At 64.0% G+C, this 20,121-nt stretch carries 14 protein-coding genes; 8 read left to right on the plus strand and 6 right to left on the minus strand.

The features are described from left to right. Nucleotides 1-9: 9 nt before the first annotated feature. Both mfd and LB557_RS24215 read right to left on the minus strand, forming a co-directional pair. Nucleotides 10-3,507, minus strand: a complete 3,498-nt coding sequence (mfd, locus tag LB557_RS24210) for a transcription-repair coupling factor (RefSeq protein ID WP_224643914.1) — start codon at nt 3,505-3,507, stop codon at nt 10-12. A 71-nt stretch (nt 3,508-3,578) separates the two neighbouring features. Then, nucleotides 3,579-3,866 (minus strand): succinate dehydrogenase assembly factor 2, encoded by a 288-nt coding sequence (locus LB557_RS24215; protein WP_224527891.1) that lies wholly within the window; start codon nt 3,864-3,866, stop codon nt 3,579-3,581. Nucleotides 3,867-3,958: 92 nt separating this feature from the next. On the opposite strand from LB557_RS24215, the gene recG reads away from it, so the two are divergent. After that, the gene (recG, locus tag LB557_RS24220; protein WP_224643913.1) at nt 3,959-6,067 is read left to right on the plus strand and encodes an ATP-dependent DNA helicase RecG; all 2,109 of its coding nucleotides are present in this window, start codon (nt 3,959-3,961) and stop codon (nt 6,065-6,067) included. Here the strand turns inward: recG and LB557_RS24225 are convergent. From LB557_RS24225 to LB557_RS24240, 4 genes are all read right to left on the minus strand, one after another. Continuing rightward, nucleotides 6,019-6,771, minus strand: a complete 753-nt coding sequence (locus tag LB557_RS24225; RefSeq protein ID WP_224643912.1) for a DUF502 domain-containing protein — start codon at nt 6,769-6,771, stop codon at nt 6,019-6,021. The two genes, recG and LB557_RS24225, sit on opposite strands and share 49 nt — an antisense overlap. 92 nt (nt 6,772-6,863) lie before the next feature. After that, a complete protein-coding gene (glmS, locus tag LB557_RS24230) occupies nt 6,864-8,687 on the minus strand; it encodes a glutamine--fructose-6-phosphate transaminase (isomerizing) (protein WP_224643911.1) in 1,824 nt (607 codons plus the stop codon). Nucleotides 8,688-8,888: 201 nt separating this feature from the next. Continuing rightward, the gene (glmU, locus tag LB557_RS24235) at nt 8,889-10,265 is read right to left on the minus strand and encodes a bifunctional UDP-N-acetylglucosamine diphosphorylase/glucosamine-1-phosphate N-acetyltransferase GlmU (protein ID WP_224643910.1); all 1,377 of its coding nucleotides are present in this window, start codon (nt 10,263-10,265) and stop codon (nt 8,889-8,891) included. A gap of 158 nt (nt 10,266-10,423) precedes the next feature. Next, a complete protein-coding gene (locus tag LB557_RS24240; RefSeq protein ID WP_015317638.1) occupies nt 10,424-11,170 on the minus strand; it encodes a cytochrome c biogenesis CcdA family protein in 747 nt (248 codons plus the stop codon). Between the two features lie 169 nt (nt 11,171-11,339). Here LB557_RS24240 and LB557_RS24245 point away from each other — a divergent pair, with 169 nt between their 5' ends. The 7 genes from LB557_RS24245 (at nt 11,340) to LB557_RS24275 (ending at nt 20,072) form a co-directional block, all read left to right on the plus strand. Next, nucleotides 11,340-11,717, plus strand: a complete 378-nt coding sequence (locus tag LB557_RS24245) for a hypothetical protein (protein WP_224643909.1) — start codon at nt 11,340-11,342, stop codon at nt 11,715-11,717. 344 nt (nt 11,718-12,061) lie between these two features. After that, nucleotides 12,062-14,683 carry a type I DNA topoisomerase gene (gene topA / locus LB557_RS24250; RefSeq protein ID WP_140716782.1) on the plus strand — a complete coding sequence of 874 codons (2,622 nt, stop codon included), beginning with the start codon at nt 12,062-12,064 and terminating at the stop codon, nt 14,681-14,683. A 6-nt stretch (nt 14,684-14,689) separates the two neighbouring features. Continuing rightward, the gene (gene rnr, locus LB557_RS24255) at nt 14,690-16,996 is read left to right on the plus strand and encodes a ribonuclease R (protein WP_140723510.1); all 2,307 of its coding nucleotides are present in this window, start codon (nt 14,690-14,692) and stop codon (nt 16,994-16,996) included. Then, nucleotides 16,996-17,430, plus strand: a complete 435-nt coding sequence (locus tag LB557_RS24260) for a DUF983 domain-containing protein (protein ID WP_015317634.1) — start codon at nt 16,996-16,998, stop codon at nt 17,428-17,430. Before rnr ends, LB557_RS24260 begins: the two co-directional genes overlap by 1 nt. Nucleotides 17,431-17,503: 73 nt before the next feature. After that, nucleotides 17,504-18,244 carry an NUDIX hydrolase gene (locus LB557_RS24265; RefSeq protein WP_140616207.1) on the plus strand — a complete coding sequence of 247 codons (741 nt, stop codon included), beginning with the start codon at nt 17,504-17,506 and terminating at the stop codon, nt 18,242-18,244. 77 nt (nt 18,245-18,321) lie between these two features. Then, a complete protein-coding gene (locus LB557_RS24270; RefSeq protein ID WP_140661183.1) occupies nt 18,322-19,500 on the plus strand; it encodes an MFS transporter in 1,179 nt (392 codons plus the stop codon). Nucleotides 19,501-19,613: 113 nt separating this feature from the next. Next, on the plus strand, nt 19,614-20,072 hold the full coding sequence (locus LB557_RS24275) for a hypothetical protein (protein ID WP_140821837.1): 459 nt from the start codon (nt 19,614-19,616) through the stop codon (nt 20,070-20,072). Nucleotides 20,073-20,121: the final 49 nt, after the last annotated feature.

Below are 20,121 nucleotides of genomic sequence, written 5' to 3' on the forward strand. Positions count from 1 at the left end.
AAGGCGAGATCAGGCTGCCTTCTCCACCAGTCGCGCCAGTTGCGTCATGACCACAGCCGAGCCCGCCAGACGCTTCTCCGCCGTCGGCCAGTCGCGGATGAAGACCACGCTATGGTCGGCCCTGATCTTGGCCAGCGAACCCTGCTCGCCAATATACTTGACCAGCCCGACCGGGTTCGAGAACTCGCGCTTGCGGAAATGGATGACGATACCCTTCGGCCCGGCATCGAGCTTCTCGACATTGGCCTTGCGGCACAGCGCCTTGATGAAGACGATCTTGAGGAGATGTTTCACTTCCTCCGGCAACGGGCCGAAACGGTCGATCAGTTCGGCGCCGAAGGCGTCGATCTCCTCGGTGTTTTCGAGATCGCCAAGGCGGCGGTAAAGCGCCAGCCTGAGCTGCAGGTCCGGCACGTAGCCTTCCGGGATCATCACTGCCGTGCCGACGGCGATCTGCGGCGACCAGCCGCCATCCTGCACCTCGCCGGAATCCTTCACCTCGGCGACCGCTTCCTCCAGCATCTGCTGGTAGAGCTCGAAACCGACCTCCTTGATGTGCCCGGACTGTTCCTCCCCCAGCAGGTTGCCGGCGCCCCTGATATCCAGGTCATGGCTGGCGAGCTGGAAGCCGGCGCCGAGCGTGTCGAGCGACTGCAGTACCTTCAGACGGCGCTCGGCGGTGTCGGTGAGCTTGCGGTTGGCCGGCAGTGTGAACAGCGCATAGGCGCGCACCTTCGAGCGTCCGACGCGGCCGCGCAACTGGTAGAGCTGCGACAGGCCGAACATGTCGGCGCGGTGGATGATCAGCGTGTTTGCGGTCGGGATGTCGAGCCCGGATTCGACGATGGTCGTCGACAAAAGCACATCGTACTGGCCGTCGTAGAACGCGTTCATGATGTCGTCGAGTTCGCCCGGTGGCATCTGGCCATGCGCCACCGCTACCTTCAGCTCAGGAACAGATTCCTTCAGGAAATCATGGATTTCCGCCAGATCGCTGATACGCGGAACGACATAGAAGGAATGGCCGCCTCGGTAGCGCTCGCGCAACAACGTCTCGCGAATGACCAGCGGGTCGAAGGGCGAGATGAAGGTGCGCACCGCCATGCGGTCGACCGGTGGCGTGGCGATCAGCGACAGTTCGCGCACGCCCGTCAGCGCCAGTTGCAGCGTGCGCGGGATCGGCGTCGCCGACAGGGTCAGAACATGGACGTCGGTCTTCAGGTCCTTCAGCCGTTCCTTATGCTTGACGCCAAAATGCTGCTCCTCGTCGATGATCAGCAGGCCGAGATTCTTGAACGAAATCGCGGAGCCCAGCAGCGCATGGGTGCCGATAACGATATCGACCTGCCCTTCGGCAATGCCCTTCTTGGTCTCGGCTAATTCCTTTGAGCCCACCAGCCGCGACGCCTGTGCGACACGGATCGGCAGTCCGGAAAAGCGCTGCGAGAATGTCTTGAAATGCTGGCGCGACAACAGTGTCGTCGGCACCACCACCGCGACCTGAAACCCTTCCATCGCCGCGATAAAGGCGGCGCGCAGCGCCACTTCGGTCTTGCCGAAGCCGACATCGCCGCAGATCAGCCGGTCCATCGGCCTGCCCGCGCCGAGATCGTCACGTACCGAGTCGATGGCCGTCTGCTGGTCGTCGGTTTCCTCGTAAGGGAACCGGGCTGCGAACTCGTCATAGAGGCCTTCGGCCGGCACCAGGGCCGGTGCGGCCCGCATCTGCCGCTCGGCGGCGATGCGGATCAGTTGTCCGGCCATATCGAGCAGGCGCCGCTTCAGCTTCGCCTTGCGCGACTGCCAGGCGGCGCCGCCGAGCTTGTCGAGCGTCGCCTCGGCCGTGTCGGAGCCGTAGCGCGACAGCAGCTCGATGTTTTCCACCGGCAGGAACAGCCGGTCGTCGCCGGCATAGTGGATTTCCAGGCAGTCATGCGGCGCGCCGACCGCCTCAATAGTGCGCAGGCCGATGAAACGGCCAATTCCATGGTCGGCATGGACGACAATATCGCCAGCCGACAAGGCCGAGGCTTCGGCAATGAAGTCGGACGCGCGCTTCTTGCGCTTCGAACGGCGGATCAGCCGGTCGCCCAGAATGTCCTGTTCCGCGACGACGACCAGCTTTTCAGTCTCAAAACCGGATTCCAGCGGCAAAACCGCCAATGCGGCCTGTCCCGGCTCGAGCTGTTCGGCCTCCGCCAACGTCTCGACCTGCTTGAGATTGCCGAGATGGTGCTCGGCCAGGATCTGGCCAAGGCGGTCGAGCGAGCCCTCGGTCCAGCCGGCGATAACGACCCGGCGGCGCGCCGCGCGCTCGTCGGCTATGTGCCGGACGACGACATCGAAGACATTGACGTTCGGATCGGCTCGCTCCTCGACGAAGCTGCGGCCATGGCGCGAGCCGGCGTGGAAGACTTTCTTGCTCCCCAGGTCCGGCGCGTCGAACACGGTAAAGTCGATGTCTTCGCGCTCGCCAAGCGAAGCCTTCAGATTCTCCGGCGAGAGATAGAGCAGATCCGGCGCCACCGGCTTGTAGGGGACCGCATCCTTGAGCGCCGCGTCAGCCTGCTTTTTGCGCGCCTCGTAGTGATCGAGGATCAGCGTATGGCGCTCGGCCAGCGCCTCATGTGCCAGATGGTCGAAAACCACGGGTGCGTCGGGCAGGTAGTCGAACACCGTCTCCAGCCGCTCGTAGAAGAACGGCAGCCAATGCTCCATGCCCGCGAAGCGCCGGCCTTCGCTGACCGCCGCATAGAGTCCGTCGTCACGCTGGGGTGCGCCGAAAGCCTCGATATAGGAGCGGCGGAAGCGGCTGATGGTTTCGGGCGTCAGCGCCACCTCGCTCATCGCCTGAAGCGCCATCGACTTGCGCTGGCCGGTGGTGCGCTGCGTGGCGGCATCGAAGACGCGGATCGATTCCAGCGTGTCGCCGAAGAAATCAAGCCTCAGCGCCTCGCTCCAGCCGGGCGCAAAGAGGTCGAGAATGCCGCCGCGCACCGCGAATTCACCGATGCCGCGCACGGTCGGCACCCGCTCGAATCCCGACGTCTCCAGCCGGGCGATCAGCGCATTCATGTCGATCTGGTTGCCGGGCCTGGCGTGGAAGGTTTGGGCTTCGACAAGCTCCGCGGGCGGAATGCGCTGCAGCAGCGCATTTGCGGTGGTGAGAATGACGGCACGGTGCGGCTTCTTCGCCAGTGCGATCATGGCGGTCAGCGCATCGAGGCGCTTGGCGGCGGCATCCGAACCGGGCGAGACACGGTCGTATGGCAGGCAGTCCCAGGCAGGCAGTTCCAGCACAGGCAGGCCCGGCGCGACGAAGGACAGCGCCTCGATGATCGAAGGCAGGCGCTGGCCGTCGCGGGCCACGAACAGCACCGGCTTGTCGGGCGCGATCTCGAGCGCCGTCTGCACCAGTGCGAAAGCCTCGTAGCCGTCGGCGACACCGTCGACGATGAACTGGCCGGCGCGGCCCTTCGGCAAGCCAATGGTGGGAATGAGAGCCATCAAATCACGGTCTTGTTTGTCGCAATTCCCATGGGAAAACCGCTTCGCACTTTTCCTGGAATTGCTTGTGTTCAGAAAGTCATGGTCCGGCGGGACGCCAGGATTTTTTGCAGGACGGCACAGTCGATCTCCGCCGGCACCGGGCGTTCGCCCGTGACCAGCGGCAGGAATTCCGTGTCGGCAATATCGAGGAGCCTCTCATATTGGTCGATTTCCTCGGCGGTCAAGGTGCCGATCTCGGCATCGGCGAAGGTGCCGAGAATGAGATCCATCTCGCGCATGCCGCGATGCCAGGAACGGAACAACAGCTTGCGGCGATGGGCGTCCAGCCCCTCGCTTGATCGTTTCGTTCCGGTCATTGTGCCGCATCCTCGCTTCAAGCGGCGCATATAGCGTGGATAGTGGGCGCTGTCAGCCTTGCGCTGCGGCCGTCGCGACATAAGCTGACATCATGCGTCCTTCCATCCTCGATCCCCTGTTTGTCCCGATCACCTCGCTTGCCGGCGTCGGGCCGAAGGTTGGCGCGCTGATCGAGAAGGTCGTTGCCGCCGATCTCGGCGACCGCGCCGCACGCGCCGGCGACCTCCTGTTCGTGCTGCCGCACACCGTCATCGACCGCCGAAACCGGCCGGGCATCGCACTCGCGGCCGAAGGCGCCATCGTCACGCTTGAGCTGCGCATAGACCGTCACCAGCCGCCACCGCGCGGCAACAGGTCGGTGCCCTACCGGGTCTACGCCCATGACGACACGGGCGAAATCGGCCTGACCTTCTTCCATGCCCATGCCGCCTATCTCGAAAAGGCAATGCCTGTGGGCGAGCATGTCGTGGTGTCAGGCCGGATGGAATGGTTCAACGGCCGCCCGACCATGGTCCACCCCGATCATATCGCGCTCGCCAGCGAAGCGGAAAACCTGCCGCTGGTCGAACCGGTCTATCCGCTGACCGCCGGCCTCTCGGGCAAGGTGCTGCGCCGGGCGATCGGCCAGGCGCTCGGCCGCCTGCCGGAGCTGCCGGAATGGCAGGATGATGCCTTCATGCGCCGCCAGAGCTTTGCGTCCTTCGGCGACGCGCTGACCCGCGTCCATTATCCCGCTGACCCGATCGATGTCGCGGTCGAAGGGGCTGCATGGCGCCGCCTCGCCTATGATGAATTGCTCGCCGGCCAGGTCTCGCTGGCCCTGGTGCGGGCAAAGGTGCGGCGCCTGTCAGGCCGCCCTCTCGTCGGCGATGGGCGCATCGTCGAGAAGCTGCGTACAACCCTTCCCTATTCGCTGACGCCCTCGCAGGAATTCGCGCTCGCCGAAATCAACGCTGATCTCGCCGATCCGGAGCGCATGCTGCGGCTGCTGCAAGGTGATGTCGGCTCGGGCAAGACGGTGGTGGCGCTGCTTGCCATGGCGCGCGCTGTCGAGGCCGGCGGCCAGGCGGCGCTGATGGCGCCGACCGAAATCCTCGCGCGCCAGCATCTGGCGACGATCACCCCGCTTGCCGCCAAGGTCGGCTTGCGCATCGCCATCCTGACCGGCCGTGAAAAGGGCCGCGAGCGAGCCGAAACGCTGGCGGGTCTTGCCAGCGGCGAGATCGACATCGTCGTCGGCACCCATGCGCTGTTTCAGGAAACGGTCAGCTTCCACGACCTGGTCCTGGCCGTCATCGATGAGCAGCATCGCTTCGGCGTCCACCAGCGGCTTGCCATCACCGCCAAGGGCGACGCGCCCGACATGCTGGTCATGACCGCGACCCCCATCCCGCGCACGCTGGTGCTGACCGCCTTCGGCGACATGGACGTGTCGAAGCTGACGGAAAAACCCGCCGGCCGCCAGCCGATCCGCACCGTCACGCTGCCGCTGGAGCGGCTCGACGAGCTGGTCGGCCGCATGCTCGATGCCGTCGCTGATGGCCAGAAGATCTACTGGATTTGCCCGCTGGTCGAGGAATCCGAAGAGATCAAGCTGATGTCGGCCGAGGATCGCTTTGCCTCGCTGAAGCCGCTGTTCGGCGATCGCATCGGCCTTGTCCACGGCCGCATGAAGGGTGTCGAGAAGGACGAGGCGATGCGCGCCTTCAAGCAAGGCGAGACGCGCATCCTGATCGCCACCACGGTCATCGAGGTCGGCGTCGACGTTCCCGACGCCACGATCATGGTCATCGAGCATGCCGAACGCTTCGGCCTCGCCCAGTTGCACCAGCTGCGCGGCCGGGTCGGACGCGGCGACAAGCCCTCGTCCTGCGTGCTGCTGTACACGGATCCGCTTGGCGAGACCGCAAAACGCCGGCTGTCGGTGATGCGCGAGACCGAGGACGGTTTCCTGATCGCCGAGGAGGACCTGAAATTGCGCGGCGAAGGCGAACTGCTGGGCACCCGCCAGTCCGGCACGCCGGGTTTCCAGGTGGCGCGCATCGAGGTGCATGCCGACCTGCTGGAGGCCGCCCGTGACGACGCCAGGCTGATCCTGTCGCGCGACCCAGAACTGCAATCGGACCGCGGCGAGGCGCTGCGGCTCCTGCTCTACTTGTTCGGCCGCGACGAGGCCGTGCGGCTCCTGCGCGCCGGGTGAGGCCCTAGCGGCGAATTGGCCAGGGTTCCGTTGATCGGCTCGCCGTTCAGCGTCACCAGTTTCGTCTTCACCTCGGGAGCCACCAACCCGGCTGATACGATCAGCTTGGCGCCGTCCTCGATCGTCATGTCGAGCGGCACGATGTCCGACTTCAGCACATACATCAGGAAACCGGTCGTCGGATTCGGCGTGCACGGCATGAACACGGCGATCAGCGGATCGCCTTCCTGGTCGAGCTTCTGGTTGATCTCGGTTTCCTTTTCGCTGGCGACGAACACCAGCGACCACACGCCCTTGCGTGGATATTCGACCAGCCCAACCTGGCGGAACATGTCGCCCTTATTCGACAGCACGGTCTCGAAAATCTGCTTCAGCGAGCCGTATATCCCGCGCACCAGCGGCATGCGGCCAAGCAGGCGCTCGCCAAAGCCGACTATGGCGCGGCCGACAATGTTGGCTGTCAGAAAACCGATCAGCGTGATCAGGATGAGCGCAACGATGAGCCCGAACCCTGGAACCGGGAACGGCAGATAGGTGTCGGGGCTGTAGCGCGCCGGAATATACGGTTTCACCCAGGAATCGACCCAGCCGATGAACGACCAGGCGATATAGGCGGTGATCGCCAGCGGCGCGCAGACGATGAAGCCCGTGAGGAAATAGTTCCTCAGCCGCGTCATGCCGGAAGTCTTGGGAGCGTCTGACATGGTTCACCGGAGGCGCTATTGCGACGCGACATTAGTGAACCGGAAGACGCTTTGGAACTGCGAAGTTTTTAAAGGCGCCTGTTTACAAGCGCCTATTCCACCGTCACCGACTTCGCCAGATTGCGCGGCTGGTCGACGTCGGTGCCCATGAACACGGCAGCGAAGTAGGCGAGCATCTGGATCGGCAGCGCATAGATGATGGGCGAGATGATTTCCGGCACATCCGGAAGCACGATCGTCTCCATCGTCTTCACGCTCACCTGTGCCGCGCCCTTGGCGTCGGTGATCAGGATGATCTTGCCGCCACGCGCCGCCACTTCCTGCATGTTGGACACGGTCTTTTCGAAGATGCGGTCGTGCGGCGCGATCACGATCACCGGCATGTTCTCGTCGATCAGCGCGATCGGCCCATGCTTCAGCTCTCCGGCGGCATAGCCTTCGGCGTGGATGTAGGAAATTTCCTTGAGCTTCAGCGCGCCTTCCATGGCGAGCGGGAAATTGGTGTCCCGTCCGAGATAGAGCACGTCCTTGTAACGCGACAGTTCCCGCGCGATCCGTTCAATCTGCTCTTCGAGCTTCAGCACCTGGTTGGCATAGCGCGGCGCTTCCGAAAGCGCTCGCACCAGCGTTTTCTCTTGCTCCTTCGAGATCGCTCCGCGCGCCACGCCGGCGCGCACGGCAAGCGACGCGAGCACGGACAACTGGCATGTGAAAGCCTTGGTCGAAGCGACGCCAATCTCTGGCCCAGCCAGCGTCGGCAGCAAGACGTCGGATTCGCGCGCCATGGTCGATTCCCGCACGTTGACGACGGCGCCGATCTTCATCCCGGCCTTGCGGCAATAGCGCAACGAGGCCAGAGTATCGGCGGTCTCGCCCGATTGCGAGATGAAGAAGGCGGCGTCGTTGGCCGACAACGGCATCTCGCGGTAACGGAATTCCGACGCGACATCGATATCGACCGGGAGCCGCGCATAGCGCTCGAACCAGTATTTGCCGATCAGGCCGGCGAGATAGGCGGTGCCACAGGCGGAGATCGCCAGCCGGCCGATCTTGGCGAAGTCGAATGGCAGATCGAGCGGCTTGGAGACGCCGGAGACGAAATCCACATAATGAGCCAGCGTGTGCGAGATCACCTCGGGCTGCTCATGGATCTCCTTCTCCATGAAATGGCGGCGGTTGCCTTTGTCGACCATGAAGCTGGTCGAGAGCGACTGCTGGCGCTTGCGGTCGACCTTTTTGCCGTCGATGTCGAAGATGGCGACGCCTTCGCGGCGCACCACCGCCCAGTCGCCGTCCTCGAGATAGGTGATCGAATTGGTGAACGGAGCGAGCGCGATGGCGTCGGACCCCAAAAACATCTCGCCGTCGCCATGGCCAACGGCCAAAGGCGGGCCATTGCGCGCGCCGACGATCAGGTCCTCGTCACCCTTGAATATGATGGCTAGCGCAAAGGCGCCTTCCAGCCGCTTCAGCGCCTTATGCGCGGCTTCGACCGGCTTTAGGCCCTTGGCGAGTTCGCGCGCCACCAGATGTGCCACGACCTCGGTGTCGGTCTGCGACGAGAAGGAATAGCCGTCGCGGATCAGCTCCTCGCGCAGTTCAGCGAAATTCTCGATGATGCCGTTGTGGACGATGGCGACGCCGTCCGAAAAATGCGGGTGCGCATTGGTCTCGTTGGGCACGCCGTGGGTTGCCCAGCGCGTATGGCCGATACCGATCCTGCCGTCGAGCGGCTCATCCTTGAGCCGGCGTTCGAGGTTGACCAGCTTGCCCTCGGCACGGCGGCGGCCCAGCTCGCCCTTCTCGATGGTGGCGACGCCGGCGGAGTCATAGCCGCGATATTCGAGCCGCTTCAGTGCGTCGACGATGAGCGGCGCAACCTGCGAGTGGCCGACGATTCCAACGATACCGCACATGCAGACAGTCCCCGATTGCCCACGGAAAACCAGCGATATTTAGGCGTGGCCGGCCTGCCGCGAAAGTCACATTGCATTTCGTCCGCTGTAACGGACGCTTCAGCAGGCATGCACCATGACAGCCCGCTCTTGCAATCCGGTTACGGCAATCGTTCGGTTTTTTCGATTGCTTCGGCGAGAAAGCAGACCGTCGACCAATCGCTAGTGGTCGGCGCCAGCCGCTTTCTTCTTCGCGGCCGCTGCGGAAGCAAAGCGTTCGCGCAATTCCTTGCCCTTGCCGGGGATCGTCTTCTGGCGGGCCCGGCCGAAGGCCAGCGCATCGTCGGGTACGCTTTCGGTGACGACACTGCCCGAGGCGATATAGCCGCCATTTCCGATGGTGACCGGCGCCACGAGCGAGGAATTGGAGCCGATGAAGGCGCCCTCGCCGATGTCCGTGAAGAACTTTGAGTAGCCGTCGTAGTTGCAGGTGATGGTGCCCGCCCCGATATTGGCGCCCGCGCCGACACGCGCGTCGCCGATATAGGTCAAATGGTTGACCTTGGCGCCGTCCTCGATAACGGCTTGCTTGACCTCGCAGAAATTGCCGACTTTGGCCTTGTTCCTGAGATCGGCGCCTGGCCGCAGCCGTGCGAACGGCCCGACATCGCAATTGGACGCGATGGTGGCGCCCTCGATGTGGCTGAAGGCGTGGATTTTGGCGCCGCTGGCGATCCTCACGCCCGGACCAAACCAGACGTTGGGTTCGACGATGGTGTCGGGGCCGATTTCAGTGTCGTGCGAGAAAAACACGGTTTCCGGGGCGATCAGCGTCACGCCCGACAGCATCGCGTCATGGCGCCGGCGCTGTTGCCAGATGGCTTCGGCTTGCGCCAGTTCGGCGCGATTGTTGATGCCGAGCGCGCTTTCGAAACTGGCTTCGGTGGCAACGACATCGAGATTTTGTGCACTGGCGATCTCGACGATATCGGTCAGATAATACTCGCCCTTGGCATTCTTGTTGCCGACCGCGTCGAGCAGTTTCAACGCGTGCGCGCCGGCCACCGCCATCATGCCGGCGTTGCAGAAGCCGATTTTCTTCTCCTCTTCGGAGCAGTCCTTTTCCTCGCGGATAGCTGTGAGCTTGCCATCCTTTTCGATCAACCGGCCATAGCCGGTCGGATTGGGTGGGCGGAATCCGATCACCACGACGGCAGCACCTTCCGCCAATCTCCGCCGCGCCAGCGTGAGCGCATCCGCATCGATCAGTGGCGTGTCGCCAAACATCACGAGAACGTCGTCATAACCCTTTGATATTGCTGCGCGGGCAGCGATAACGGCATGCGCCGTACCCAAGCGCTTTTCCTGCTCGAAGGTTTCCGCCTTCGGTGCAAACTTCGCCGCCGCCTTGCGCATCTCGTCGGCGCCATGGCCGATCACCAGCGCCAGCCCGCTCGCACCCGCGGCCTCGGCCGCCTTGACCACATGGGCCACCATCGGCAACCCGGCGATCTGGTGCAGCACCTTCGGCAGCGCGCTCTTCATGCGCGTGCCTTCGCCGGCGGCGAGGATGACGGACAGACAGGATCTCTGGCTCATGGACGGGCAACCGTATGAAAGGGTTGGGAATCAAAGCAGGATAGCAGTGGCGCCATGCTGCACCAATGCGGTTAAATTCCGGTGAGATGGCAGAGCAGCTGACTCTTAATCAGCGGGTCCACAGTTCAATCCCTTGCCTCACCCCAAGTTGACAAGCGTCAGCCCAGCCGCCCCAGCACCGGAAAATTCTCCAGCAGCCAGTAGGACACCGTCTGCACGCCACCGGTGAGGAAAAACACGCCGGCGACCACCAGCAGCGCGCCGATCGCCTTTTCGACGCGGCCGAGATGGACGCGGAATTTGCCGAGGAAGCGCATGAAAGCGCCGGAGAACAGCGCGGCAATCAGGAACGGGATACCGAGGCCGAGCGAATAGGCGGCGAGCAGAAGAGCCCCCTCGCCGACCGTCTCGCGGCCACCGGCCAGCGTCAGGATCGGCCCCAGCACCGGGCCGATGCAGGGCGTCCAGCCGAAGGCGAAGGCAAGGCCCATGACATAGGCGGCGACGGCGCTGGCCGGCTTGCCCTGCGACTGGAAGCGCGCCTCGCGTGACAGAAGCGGGATGCGCAGGATGCCCAAAAAGTTCAGGCCCATCAGGATGATCAGCACGCCGGCGCCCATCGCCAGCGGCTCCTGCCAGACGCGCAGCAGCCGGCCGATGGTCGACGCGCCGGCGCCCAGCGCGACGAACACGGTGGAAAAACCGAGCACGAAGGCGATCGAGGAATAGAGCAGCGCGCCGCGCGCGCCCTCGCGTGCCGTCGCACCCGCGTTGCCGCGGAAATCGTCGACGGAGACGCCGGCCATGTAGCAGAGATAAGGCGGCACCAGCGGCAGCACGCATGGCGAAAGGAACGAGATGGCCCCCGCCCCGACCGCGCTGACATAGCCGATATCCAATGCCATTCCAAAACTCCAACCTTTGGCGTCCGATATAGCGGCACGCCGGTTCGTCCGCCAATCACCATCGTGTGGCAAGTCATCGCGGGCGGGGAAGAAAGCATCGGCGCAGGGCGTTGACACGACGAGGCCGCGATTTCCCGCGCGCCTTCGAATATCAGCCACGGAGATTTCCATGAAAACGATAACCGCGGCGCTGGCCGCGCTCCTGCTCAGCACCGCCGCATCCTTTGCCGCCGAAGCGTGGAAGGAAGCCGAGGTCAATGGCACCAAGATCTACACCGACGCCAATGGCATGACGCTCTACACCTATGACAAGGACGAGAAGGGCAAGACCAACTGCTACGACAAGTGCGCCACCAACTGGCCGCCGCTGAAGGCCGAGGCGGGCGCCAAGGCGGACGATGAATGGAGCGTCGTCGACCGTACCGACGGCACCAAGATGTGGGCCTATGACGGCAGGCCGGTTTACACCTTCATCAAGGACAAGAAGGCCGGCGACGTGACCGGTGATGGCGTCGCCGGCGTCTGGCACGTTGTCAAGGCGGACTGATTTCCCCATCGGGAGTTCCGCCAAACGGGACTTCTCACCGGCCGCCGGGCATCCCTCCAAGTCCGGCGGCCGGGCCGTCACGGACTCGACTTGACCCAATCCAGGCCGATTGGACCAGCAACAAATTGAACCTCTCCCAATCTTCCGAGGCTTGCGCCCACTCATTCTAAAATATGTGATGTTCTCCATACACTCTTAGAGTGTATTGCTGTCGGCGGCCCCGCAATTTGGGCGCTTGCCCTTGACCGGATGCAAAAGCGCGGCCATGTGAGCGACGAACAGAACCGAGATTTCGTCGCGCGCAGCGGAATTCTTCTGCCGCATCACAGCTGATATGAGACCTCATGGACGTCGTCGTCGTCGAATCGCCGGCCAAGGCAAAAACAATCAACAAATATCTGGGCAGGAACTACAAGGTTCTGGCCTCGTTCGGCCATGTCCGCGATTTGCCGGCCAAGGATGGCTCGGTGCGCCCGGATGAGGATTTTGCCATGTCCTGGGCGGTCGACACCGCCTCCGGCAAGCGGCTCGCCGACATCGCCAAGGCAGTCAAGGACGCCGACGGCCTGATCCTCGCCACCGACCCGGATCGTGAAGGTGAAGCCATCTCCTGGCACGTTCTGGAAGTGCTCAAGCAGAAGCGCGCGCTGAAGGACAAGCCGGTCAGCCGCGTCGTCTTCAACGCCATCACCAAATCGTCGGTGCTGGAGGCGATGGCCAATCCGCGCCAGATCGATGCGCCGCTGGTCGACGCTTATCTGGCCCGCCGCGCGCTCGACTATCTCGTCGGCTTCACCCTGTCGCCTGTCCTGTGGCGCAAATTGCCGGGCGCCCGCTCCGCCGGCCGCGTCCAGTCGGTGGCGCTGCGCCTGGTCTGCGACCGCGAATCCGAGATCGAGCGCTTCATCCGCGAGGAATACTGGCAGATATCAGCTCTCCTCGGCACGCCGCGCAACGAGACCTTCGAAGCCCGCCTCACCGCCTTCGAGCGCAAGAAGCTGCAAAAGCTCGACATTGCCAACAAGGCACAAGCCGATGACATCAAGGCGATGCTCGAAGGCGCCACCTTCAAGGCGCTGTCCGTCGAAGCCAAGCCGACCAAGCGCAACCCCGGCCCGCCCTTCACCACCTCGACATTGCAGCAGGCTGCCTCATCGGGCCTCGGCTTCTCGGCCACGCGCACGATGCAGGTGGCCCAGCGGCTCTATGAGGGCATGGAGATCGGCGGCGAGACCACCGGCCTGATCACCTATATGCGAACCGACGGCGTGCAGATGGCCCCCGAGGCCATCGACGCCGCGCGCGATGCCATCGCAAAGGAATTCGGCCCGAAGTACCTGCCGGAGAAGCCGCGCCAATACACCGCCAAGGCCAAGAACGCGCAGGAAGCGCACGAGGCCATCCGGCCGACGGATTTCATGCGCACCCCCGCATCGGTCAGGCAATATCTCGATTCCGACCAGATGCGGCTTTACGAACTGATCTGGAAGCGCGCCATCGCCAGCCAGATGCAGTCGGCCGAGATCGAGCGCACCACTGTCGAGATCGAGGCGCTGAATGGCGCCCGCACCGCTGAACTTCGCGCTGTCGGTTCGGTCGTTCGCTTCGACGGCTTCATCGCCGCCTACACCGATCAGAAGGACGACGACGCCGAAGACGAGGAAAACCGCCGTCTGCCGGAGATCCGCTCCGGCGAGCAGCTTGCCCGCCGCGCGATCAATGCCACCCAGCACACGACCGAGCCGCCGCCGCGCTACTCCGAGGCGTCGCTGATCAAGAAGCTGGAAGAACTCGGCATCGGCCGCCCCTCGACCTACACCGCGATCCTGAAGACGCTCGAGGACCGAGACTACGTCACCATCGACAAGCGCCGGCTGGTGCCGCAGGCCAAGGGCCGCCTGCTGTCGGCCTTCCTGGAAAGCTTCTTCGAGCGCTATGTAGAGTATGACTTCACGGCATCGCTGGAAGAAAAGCTCGACGAGATCTCCGACGGAAAGCTCGCCTGGAAGGACGTGCTGCGTGATTTCTGGAAGGATTTTTCGGGCGCCGTCGCCGACATCAAGGAGCTGCGCGTCACCGATGTGCTCGATGCGCTGAACGAGGAACTGGCGCCGCTGGTTTTTCCCGCCCGCGAGGACGGTTCCAACCCGCGCATCTGCCCGAAATGCGGCACCGGTAATCTGTCGCTGAAGCTCGGCAAGTTCGGCGCTTTCGTCGGCTGCTCGAATTATCCCGAATGCTCCTTCACCCGCCAGCTCGGCGACGCCGCCAATCCCAATGGCGAGAATGGCGGCGGCGAGGACGGCACCAAGGTGCTGGGCAAGGATCCTTATACGGCCGAGGAAATCACGCTGCGCTCGGGCCGCTTCGGCCCCTACATCCAGCGCGGCGACGGCAAGGAGGCAAAGCGTTCGAGCCTGCCCAAGGGCTGGACGCCTGATTCCATCGACCATGAGAAGGCGCTCGCCTTGCTGGGGCTGCCGCGCGACGTGGGCAAACATCCCGAATCCGGCAAGATGATCTCGGCCGGCCTCGGCCGTTACGGGCCGTTCGTGCTGCACGATGGCACCTACGCCAATCTCGACAGCATCGAGGATGTGTTTTCCATTGGCCTCAACCGTGCCGTCACGGTGATTGCCGAGAAGCAGTCCAAGGGCAAGGGTGGCCGCAATGGTGGCACGGCTGCGGCTCTGAAGGAGCTTGGCGACCATCCGGATGGCGGCGGCAAGATCGTCGTGCGCGACGGCAAGTACGGCCCCTACGTCAATTTCGGCAAGGTCAACGCCACGCTGCCCAAGGGCAAGGATCCGCAATCGGTGACGATCGAGGATGCGCTGGCGCTGATCGCCGAAAAGGAAGCTAAGGGCGGCGGTGGCAAGAAGCCGTTCCGCAAGGCGGCGGCAACCAAAGCCCCCGCCGCCAAGAAAACAGCGGCCAAGAAGCCGGCCGCGAAGAAAAAAGGTTAGAACGGCGTGGCGCGCAGGATCACCGGAAGAAGTCACGGCGATCCCCGCACCGCCGACACCCGGGCCAAGGTCAAGGACGATTATCGGCCCTCGCGCGACGAAATCCTGCGCTATATCGCCGAAAACCCAGATCGCGCCGGAAAGCGCGACATCGCCAAGGCGTTCGCGCTGCGCGGCGACGACCGCATCTGGCTGAAGGATCTCCTGCGCGACCTGCAGGACGAAGGCGTTCTGACCAAGGAGCGCAAGCGGTTAGCCCGGGTCGGCGCCCTACCCCATGTCGCCGTGCTTGACATCTTTGGCCGCGACGGCGATGGCATCTTGCTGGCGCACCCGGCCGAGGCAGTCGGTCCGGGCGAGCCTCCCGTGGTCTCGATCCGCGTTTCGCGCAGCGGCAACGGTCCCGCGCCAGGCATCGGCGACCGCGTGCTGGCCAAAACCTTCCCGACCGACGATCCGTCAGGGCCTGCCTATACCGGCCGGGTGATCAAGATCTTCGAGAAGCGCACGGACGCTGTCCTCGGCGTCTTTCGCGTGCTTCAGGACGGCAGCTTCCGCATCGAGCCGGTGGAACGGCGCCAGCCCGAGCTGATCGTCGACAAGGAATTCCAGAACGGCGCCAAAAACGGCGATCTTGTCGAAGTCGAGCCAGCGCGAGCCTCCCGCTTTGGGTTGCCCCGCGCCAAGGTGCTGAATGTGCTGGGTTCGCTGACCAGCGAAAAGGCGGTTTCGATGATCGCCATCCACGCGCACGACATTCCCCACATTTTCCCGGCCGACGTCATTGCCGAATCCGAGGCGGTGAAGCCCGCGACGCTTGACCATCGCGAGGACTGGCGCGACCTGCCGCTGGTTACCATCGATCCGGCCGACGCCAAGGACCATGACGACGCGGTCTTCGCCACCCCTGATCTCGACGAGAAGAACCCCGGCGGCGTCATCGCGACGGTCGCCATCGCGGATGTCGCGGCCTATGTCCGCCATGGCACGGCGCTCGACCGCGAAGCGCTGAAGCGCGGCAATTCGGTTTATTTCCCAGATCGCGTCGTGCCGATGCTGCCCGAGCGCATCTCCAACGATCTCTGTTCGCTGCGCGAGGGTCAGGATCGCCCGGCACTCGCGGTGCGCATGACTTTCTCCGCCGAGGGCAGAAAGATCAGGCACTCCTTCCACCGCGTCATGATGAAGTCGGCGGCCAAGCTGGCCTATAGCCAGGCCCAGGCCGCGATCGACGGTGTTCCGGACGACAAGACCGGCCCGATCCTCGACACTGTGCTGAGGCCGCTGTGGGAGGCCTATGCGATCCTCAAGCGCGGCCGCGACGGCCGCCAGCCGCTGGAACTCGACCTGCCGGAGCGCAAGATCCTGCTCAAGCCGGATGGCACGGTCGACCGCGTCATCGTGCCGGAGCGGCTCGACGCCCACAAGTTGATCGAAGAGTTCATGATCCAGGCCAATGTCGCCGCGGCCGAAACGCTGGAAGGCAAGAAGCAGGCGCTGGTCTATCGCGTCCATGACGCGCCGTCGCTGGCCAAGCAGGAATCGCTGCGCGAATTCCTGCAGACGCTTAGCCTGTCATTGGCACGCGGCGCCCAGATGCGGCCCAGCCAGTTCAACGGCATTCTTGAGCGTGTGCGCGGCGCCGACAACGAGGCGCTGGTCAACGAAGTGGTGCTGCGCTCGCAGAGCCAGGCCGAATATTCACCCAAGAACATCGGCCATTTCGGCCTCAACCTCAGCCGTTACGCTCATTTCACCTCGCCGATCCGCCGCTACGCCGACCTGATCGTGCATCGCGGACTTATTGCCGCGCTCGGTCTCGGCCCCGGCGGGCTGACGCAGGATGAGGAGGCCCGCCTCGAAGATGTTGCGGTGCTGATCTCCGGCACCGAGCGGCGCGCCATGGCTGCCGAGCGCGACACGGTCGACCGGCTGATCTCGGCCTACCTCGCCGAGCGCATCGACGACCGCTTCGACGCCCGCATCTCCGGCGTCACCAAATCAGGACTTTTTGTCCAATTGCCGCAATATGGCGCCGATGGTTTCATCCCGGTGTCAACTTTGGGCGGCGATTACTATATATACGATGAAATGGCCCGCTCCCTGTTCGGAGAACGCTCGGGCAAAGGCTACCAGCTCGCGGACCGCGTCGAGGTCCGGCTCGTGGAGGTGGCGCCAATGGCCGGCGCGATGCGCTTCGAAATGTTGACCGACCCAAAGCCCCTGCCAGGCTCCAGCAGGTCGTTTCACAAGGCTAAGGGCCGCGCCCGTGCGTCGCAAACGCGACCGGGGCCGCGCGGCAGGAGACGATGATGGAACAACAGGTTTTTGGTGGCGAACATCACTCTGGCCGGGTTGCCCGCCCCTTGTGGACGGCGATGAAGCGGGGCTTCTTGGGCCGCTGCCCGAACTGTGGCGAAGGCAAGCTGTTCCGCGGCTTCACCAAGACTGTCGAAACCTGCAGCGTCTGCGGCGAGGAGATCCATCACCATCGCGCCGACGATCTGCCGGCCTACCTGGTCATCGTCATCGTCGGCCATATCGTTCTCGGTGCCTTCATGGGCGTGGAAGCGACCTCGACGCTCTCCACCTGGCAGCACATTGCAATATGGGTGCCCTTGACCATCCTGCTCTCCATCGCGCTGCTGCAACCGGTCAAGGGTGCCGTCATCGGACTGCAATGGGCGTTCTATATGCACGGGTTCGGTGGCCAAAAGGATGGGACGGAGTCCCACCACGGCGCCTAAGGCGCCGCTGGCGCAACACGCCAATCGTCAAGGCCACTTTCGCATGCAAGAAGTTTCCGCTAGGTCCCTGCGCATGGAAGCATTGACCAAGGCGGATGCCGACAAGCTCGACAAGGGTCTTGCCACGCATGGCGGCGGGCGCCTGCGTCCGCGTGACGCCGCGACGCTCATCCTGCTCGACCGCAAGGGCGACGACGTCCTGGTGTTGATGGGGCGCCGCCACGCCGCACACGCTTTCATGCCAGGCAAGTTCGTGTTCCCCGGCGGCCGAACCGACCCTGCCGACAGCCGCATACCGACAGCGACGGCACTTGACCAGCACGAAGAAGCCAAGCTGACGGCCGGCCCCGGCCGCACCAGCCGCGCCCGCGCCCGCGCCATTGCCTTGTCGGCGGTCCGCGAGACCTACGAGGAAGCCGGCCTGCTGATCGGCCGCAAAGGCGCCTTTGCCACGACCAGGCGCGATTGGCAGGGTTTCGTCGAACATGGCGTGGCACCGTCGCTGGAAGCATTGCGCTTCGTCGCGCGCGCCATCACGCCGCCGAACCGGGTACGCCGCTTCGATACCCGCTTCTTCAGCGCCTGGCGTGGCGATGTCGCCGTCGAACTGCCCGATGGCGGCCCGACCAATGAATTGGAGGAACTGGTCTGGCTGCCGCTCGCCAAGGCCAAGCAGGCCGACATACCCGACATCACCCGAATGATCCTGGACGAGCTGGAAAAGCGGCTCGCCGACGATCCGCTGCTGCGTCCGGGCGGACCTGTCCCTTTCTACCGGCTTGTCCGCAACCACTTCACCCGCGAACTTCTCTAAGCAATTCCAGGAACACTGTGCCGCGGTTTTCCCACGGGAATTGCGCAAGATCAAAAAGACAGAGTATTCAGCATCCCATGACGGTCGATACCCAACCACAGGGCGACGAACGCGTACACTGGCTGCCGATGGTGGCGGCGATTTCGTCGATCAGCGTCGTCGGCATCGCCATTGGCCTCGGCATGCCCTTGCTCAGCGTCATCCTGGAAACACGCGGTCATTCGGCCTCGATGATCGGCCTGAACACGGCTGTCGCCGGCGTGGCCTCGATCGCCGGGGCGCCGCTGGCCACGCCGCTCGCCATGCGCTTCGGCGTCGCCTGGACCATGATCGCCATGATTGCCACCGGCGCGCTCGCCTTCGTCGGTTTCCATTTCGCGCCCGATTTCTGGATGTGGTTTCCGCTGCGCGTCGTTCTGCACATCGCGCTGACCGTGCTGTTCATCCTGTCGGAATTCTGGATCAGCACGTCGGCGCCGCCACACCGGCGCGGCCTTGTGCTTGGCATCTACGCCACCGTCCTGTCGCTCGGCTTTGCCGCCGGGCCGTGGCTGTTCGCCCATCTCGGCAGCTCCGGCTTCAGGCCGTTCGGCGTCATCATTGCCCTGGTGACGCTGGCTGCCATACCGGTGCTCGCCGCGCGCAACGAAAGCCCGACCATCGTGGCCGACAGCGAAACCAGCCACTTCCTGCGTTATATCTGGCTGGTGCCGACCGCGACTTTCGCCGTGCTCGTGTTCGGCGCGGTCGAGACTGGCGGCTTCGCGCTGTTCCCGGTCTACGGCAACCGCATCGGTTATTCAGAGGCCGACGCGGCGCTGCTGCTGACCATGATCGGCCTCGGCAATGTGCTGTTGCAGATTCCGATCGGCATGATCAGCGACCGCGTCTCCGACCGGCGTTATCTCTTGCTCGCCTGCGCCACGGTCGGCCTCGTCGGCACGATATTCATGCCGTTCTTTGCCGCGAACTGGCACTTGATGGCCGCGCTACTCTTCGTCTGGGGCGGTGTCGTCGCCGCCATGTACACGATCGGCCTCGCCCATCTCGGCTCGCAGCTCTCCGGCCACGAACTGGCCTCCGCCAACGCCGCCTTCGTGCTCTGCTACGGCGTCGGCATGGTGCTTGGTCCACAAGCGATCGGCATCGGAATGGACAGTTTCGGGCCTTCCGGATTCGGCTGGTCACTCGGCCTGTTCTTCGGCGCCTACATCGCCCTGGTCTGCTTCAGGCTCGTGCGCAAGCTCCTGCTGTAACACTGCGCCGTCGAGTGCCCTTATCCGCCGCGCCGCGGCAGATGCTGACAGAACCGTGTCAGGAGCGTCCGGTTAAAAGAGTGTCCCTGATTCCCGAAGTTGAGGACACTGCCATGATCGACAGCGGCTTTGAGACCACATCACTGCGAATGACGCTTCTGCTGCTTGTAACCTTCCAGGCTCCGGCCCCGGACGTGGACCGGATCATGGATGCGGTGGTTGCGATCGCACCGCTGGCCATGGGCAAATATGACCGCAACGCGTATCAGTCGGCACACGGCATCGAGCGCTACAGGCCGCTTGAAGGGGCTGCCGCCGGCGCCGAGACCGAATTGCGCCACCGCCCGGGCACGGTCGAGGTTTCGTTCGAACTGCCCGACGACCAGACGCTGGCGGCCCGCGTCGTCGAAGCGATTTTCCAGGCGCATTCCTATCAGGAGCCGGTGATCCGCATCCAGCCGATCCTTGCCAGCCGCTCCAAGGGGCTGGACGACCGTGCCAATCCGAATCGCTGGTGGAACACGACGGGAGACTGGAAGAAGGTTGCGGTATCCGAGGCGGAAACCGCCTGATTTATGCATTCTGGGCAGCTTGGGCTGGCCACATCAGGTTGGCCGGGCT

The organism is Mesorhizobium sp. BR115XR7A (assembly GCF_020165315.1).
In the GTDB taxonomy this organism is placed as follows: Bacteria; Pseudomonadota; Alphaproteobacteria; order Rhizobiales; family Rhizobiaceae; genus Mesorhizobium; species Mesorhizobium australicum.

What these genes read in the sequence shown, in the direction of transcription:
- mfd (WP_224643914.1), bottom strand. Translation starts at nt 3,507, where the DNA reads ATGGCTCTCATTCCCACCATTGGCTTGCCGAAGGGCCGCGCCGGCCAG.
- LB557_RS24215 (WP_224527891.1), bottom strand. Translation starts at nt 3,866, where the DNA reads ATGACCGGAACGAAACGATCAAGCGAGGGGCTGGACGCCCATCGCCGC.
- recG (WP_224643913.1), top strand. Translation starts at nt 3,959, where the DNA reads ATGCGTCCTTCCATCCTCGATCCCCTGTTTGTCCCGATCACCTCGCTT.
- LB557_RS24225 (WP_224643912.1), bottom strand. Translation starts at nt 6,771, where the DNA reads ATGTCAGACGCTCCCAAGACTTCCGGCATGACGCGGCTGAGGAACTAT.
- glmS (WP_224643911.1), bottom strand. Translation starts at nt 8,687, where the DNA reads ATGTGCGGTATCGTTGGAATCGTCGGCCACTCGCAGGTTGCGCCGCTC.
- glmU (WP_224643910.1), bottom strand. Translation starts at nt 10,265, where the DNA reads ATGAGCCAGAGATCCTGTCTGTCCGTCATCCTCGCCGCCGGCGAAGGC.
- LB557_RS24240 (WP_015317638.1), bottom strand. Translation starts at nt 11,170, where the DNA reads ATGGCATTGGATATCGGCTATGTCAGCGCGGTCGGGGCGGGGGCCATC.
- LB557_RS24245 (WP_224643909.1), top strand. Translation starts at nt 11,340, where the DNA reads ATGAAAACGATAACCGCGGCGCTGGCCGCGCTCCTGCTCAGCACCGCC.
- topA (WP_140716782.1), top strand. Translation starts at nt 12,062, where the DNA reads ATGGACGTCGTCGTCGTCGAATCGCCGGCCAAGGCAAAAACAATCAAC.
- LB557_RS24260 (WP_015317634.1), top strand. Translation starts at nt 16,996, where the DNA reads ATGGAACAACAGGTTTTTGGTGGCGAACATCACTCTGGCCGGGTTGCC.
- LB557_RS24265 (WP_140616207.1), top strand. Translation starts at nt 17,504, where the DNA reads ATGGAAGCATTGACCAAGGCGGATGCCGACAAGCTCGACAAGGGTCTT.
- LB557_RS24270 (WP_140661183.1), top strand. Translation starts at nt 18,322, where the DNA reads ATGACGGTCGATACCCAACCACAGGGCGACGAACGCGTACACTGGCTG.
- LB557_RS24275 (WP_140821837.1), top strand. Translation starts at nt 19,614, where the DNA reads ATGATCGACAGCGGCTTTGAGACCACATCACTGCGAATGACGCTTCTG.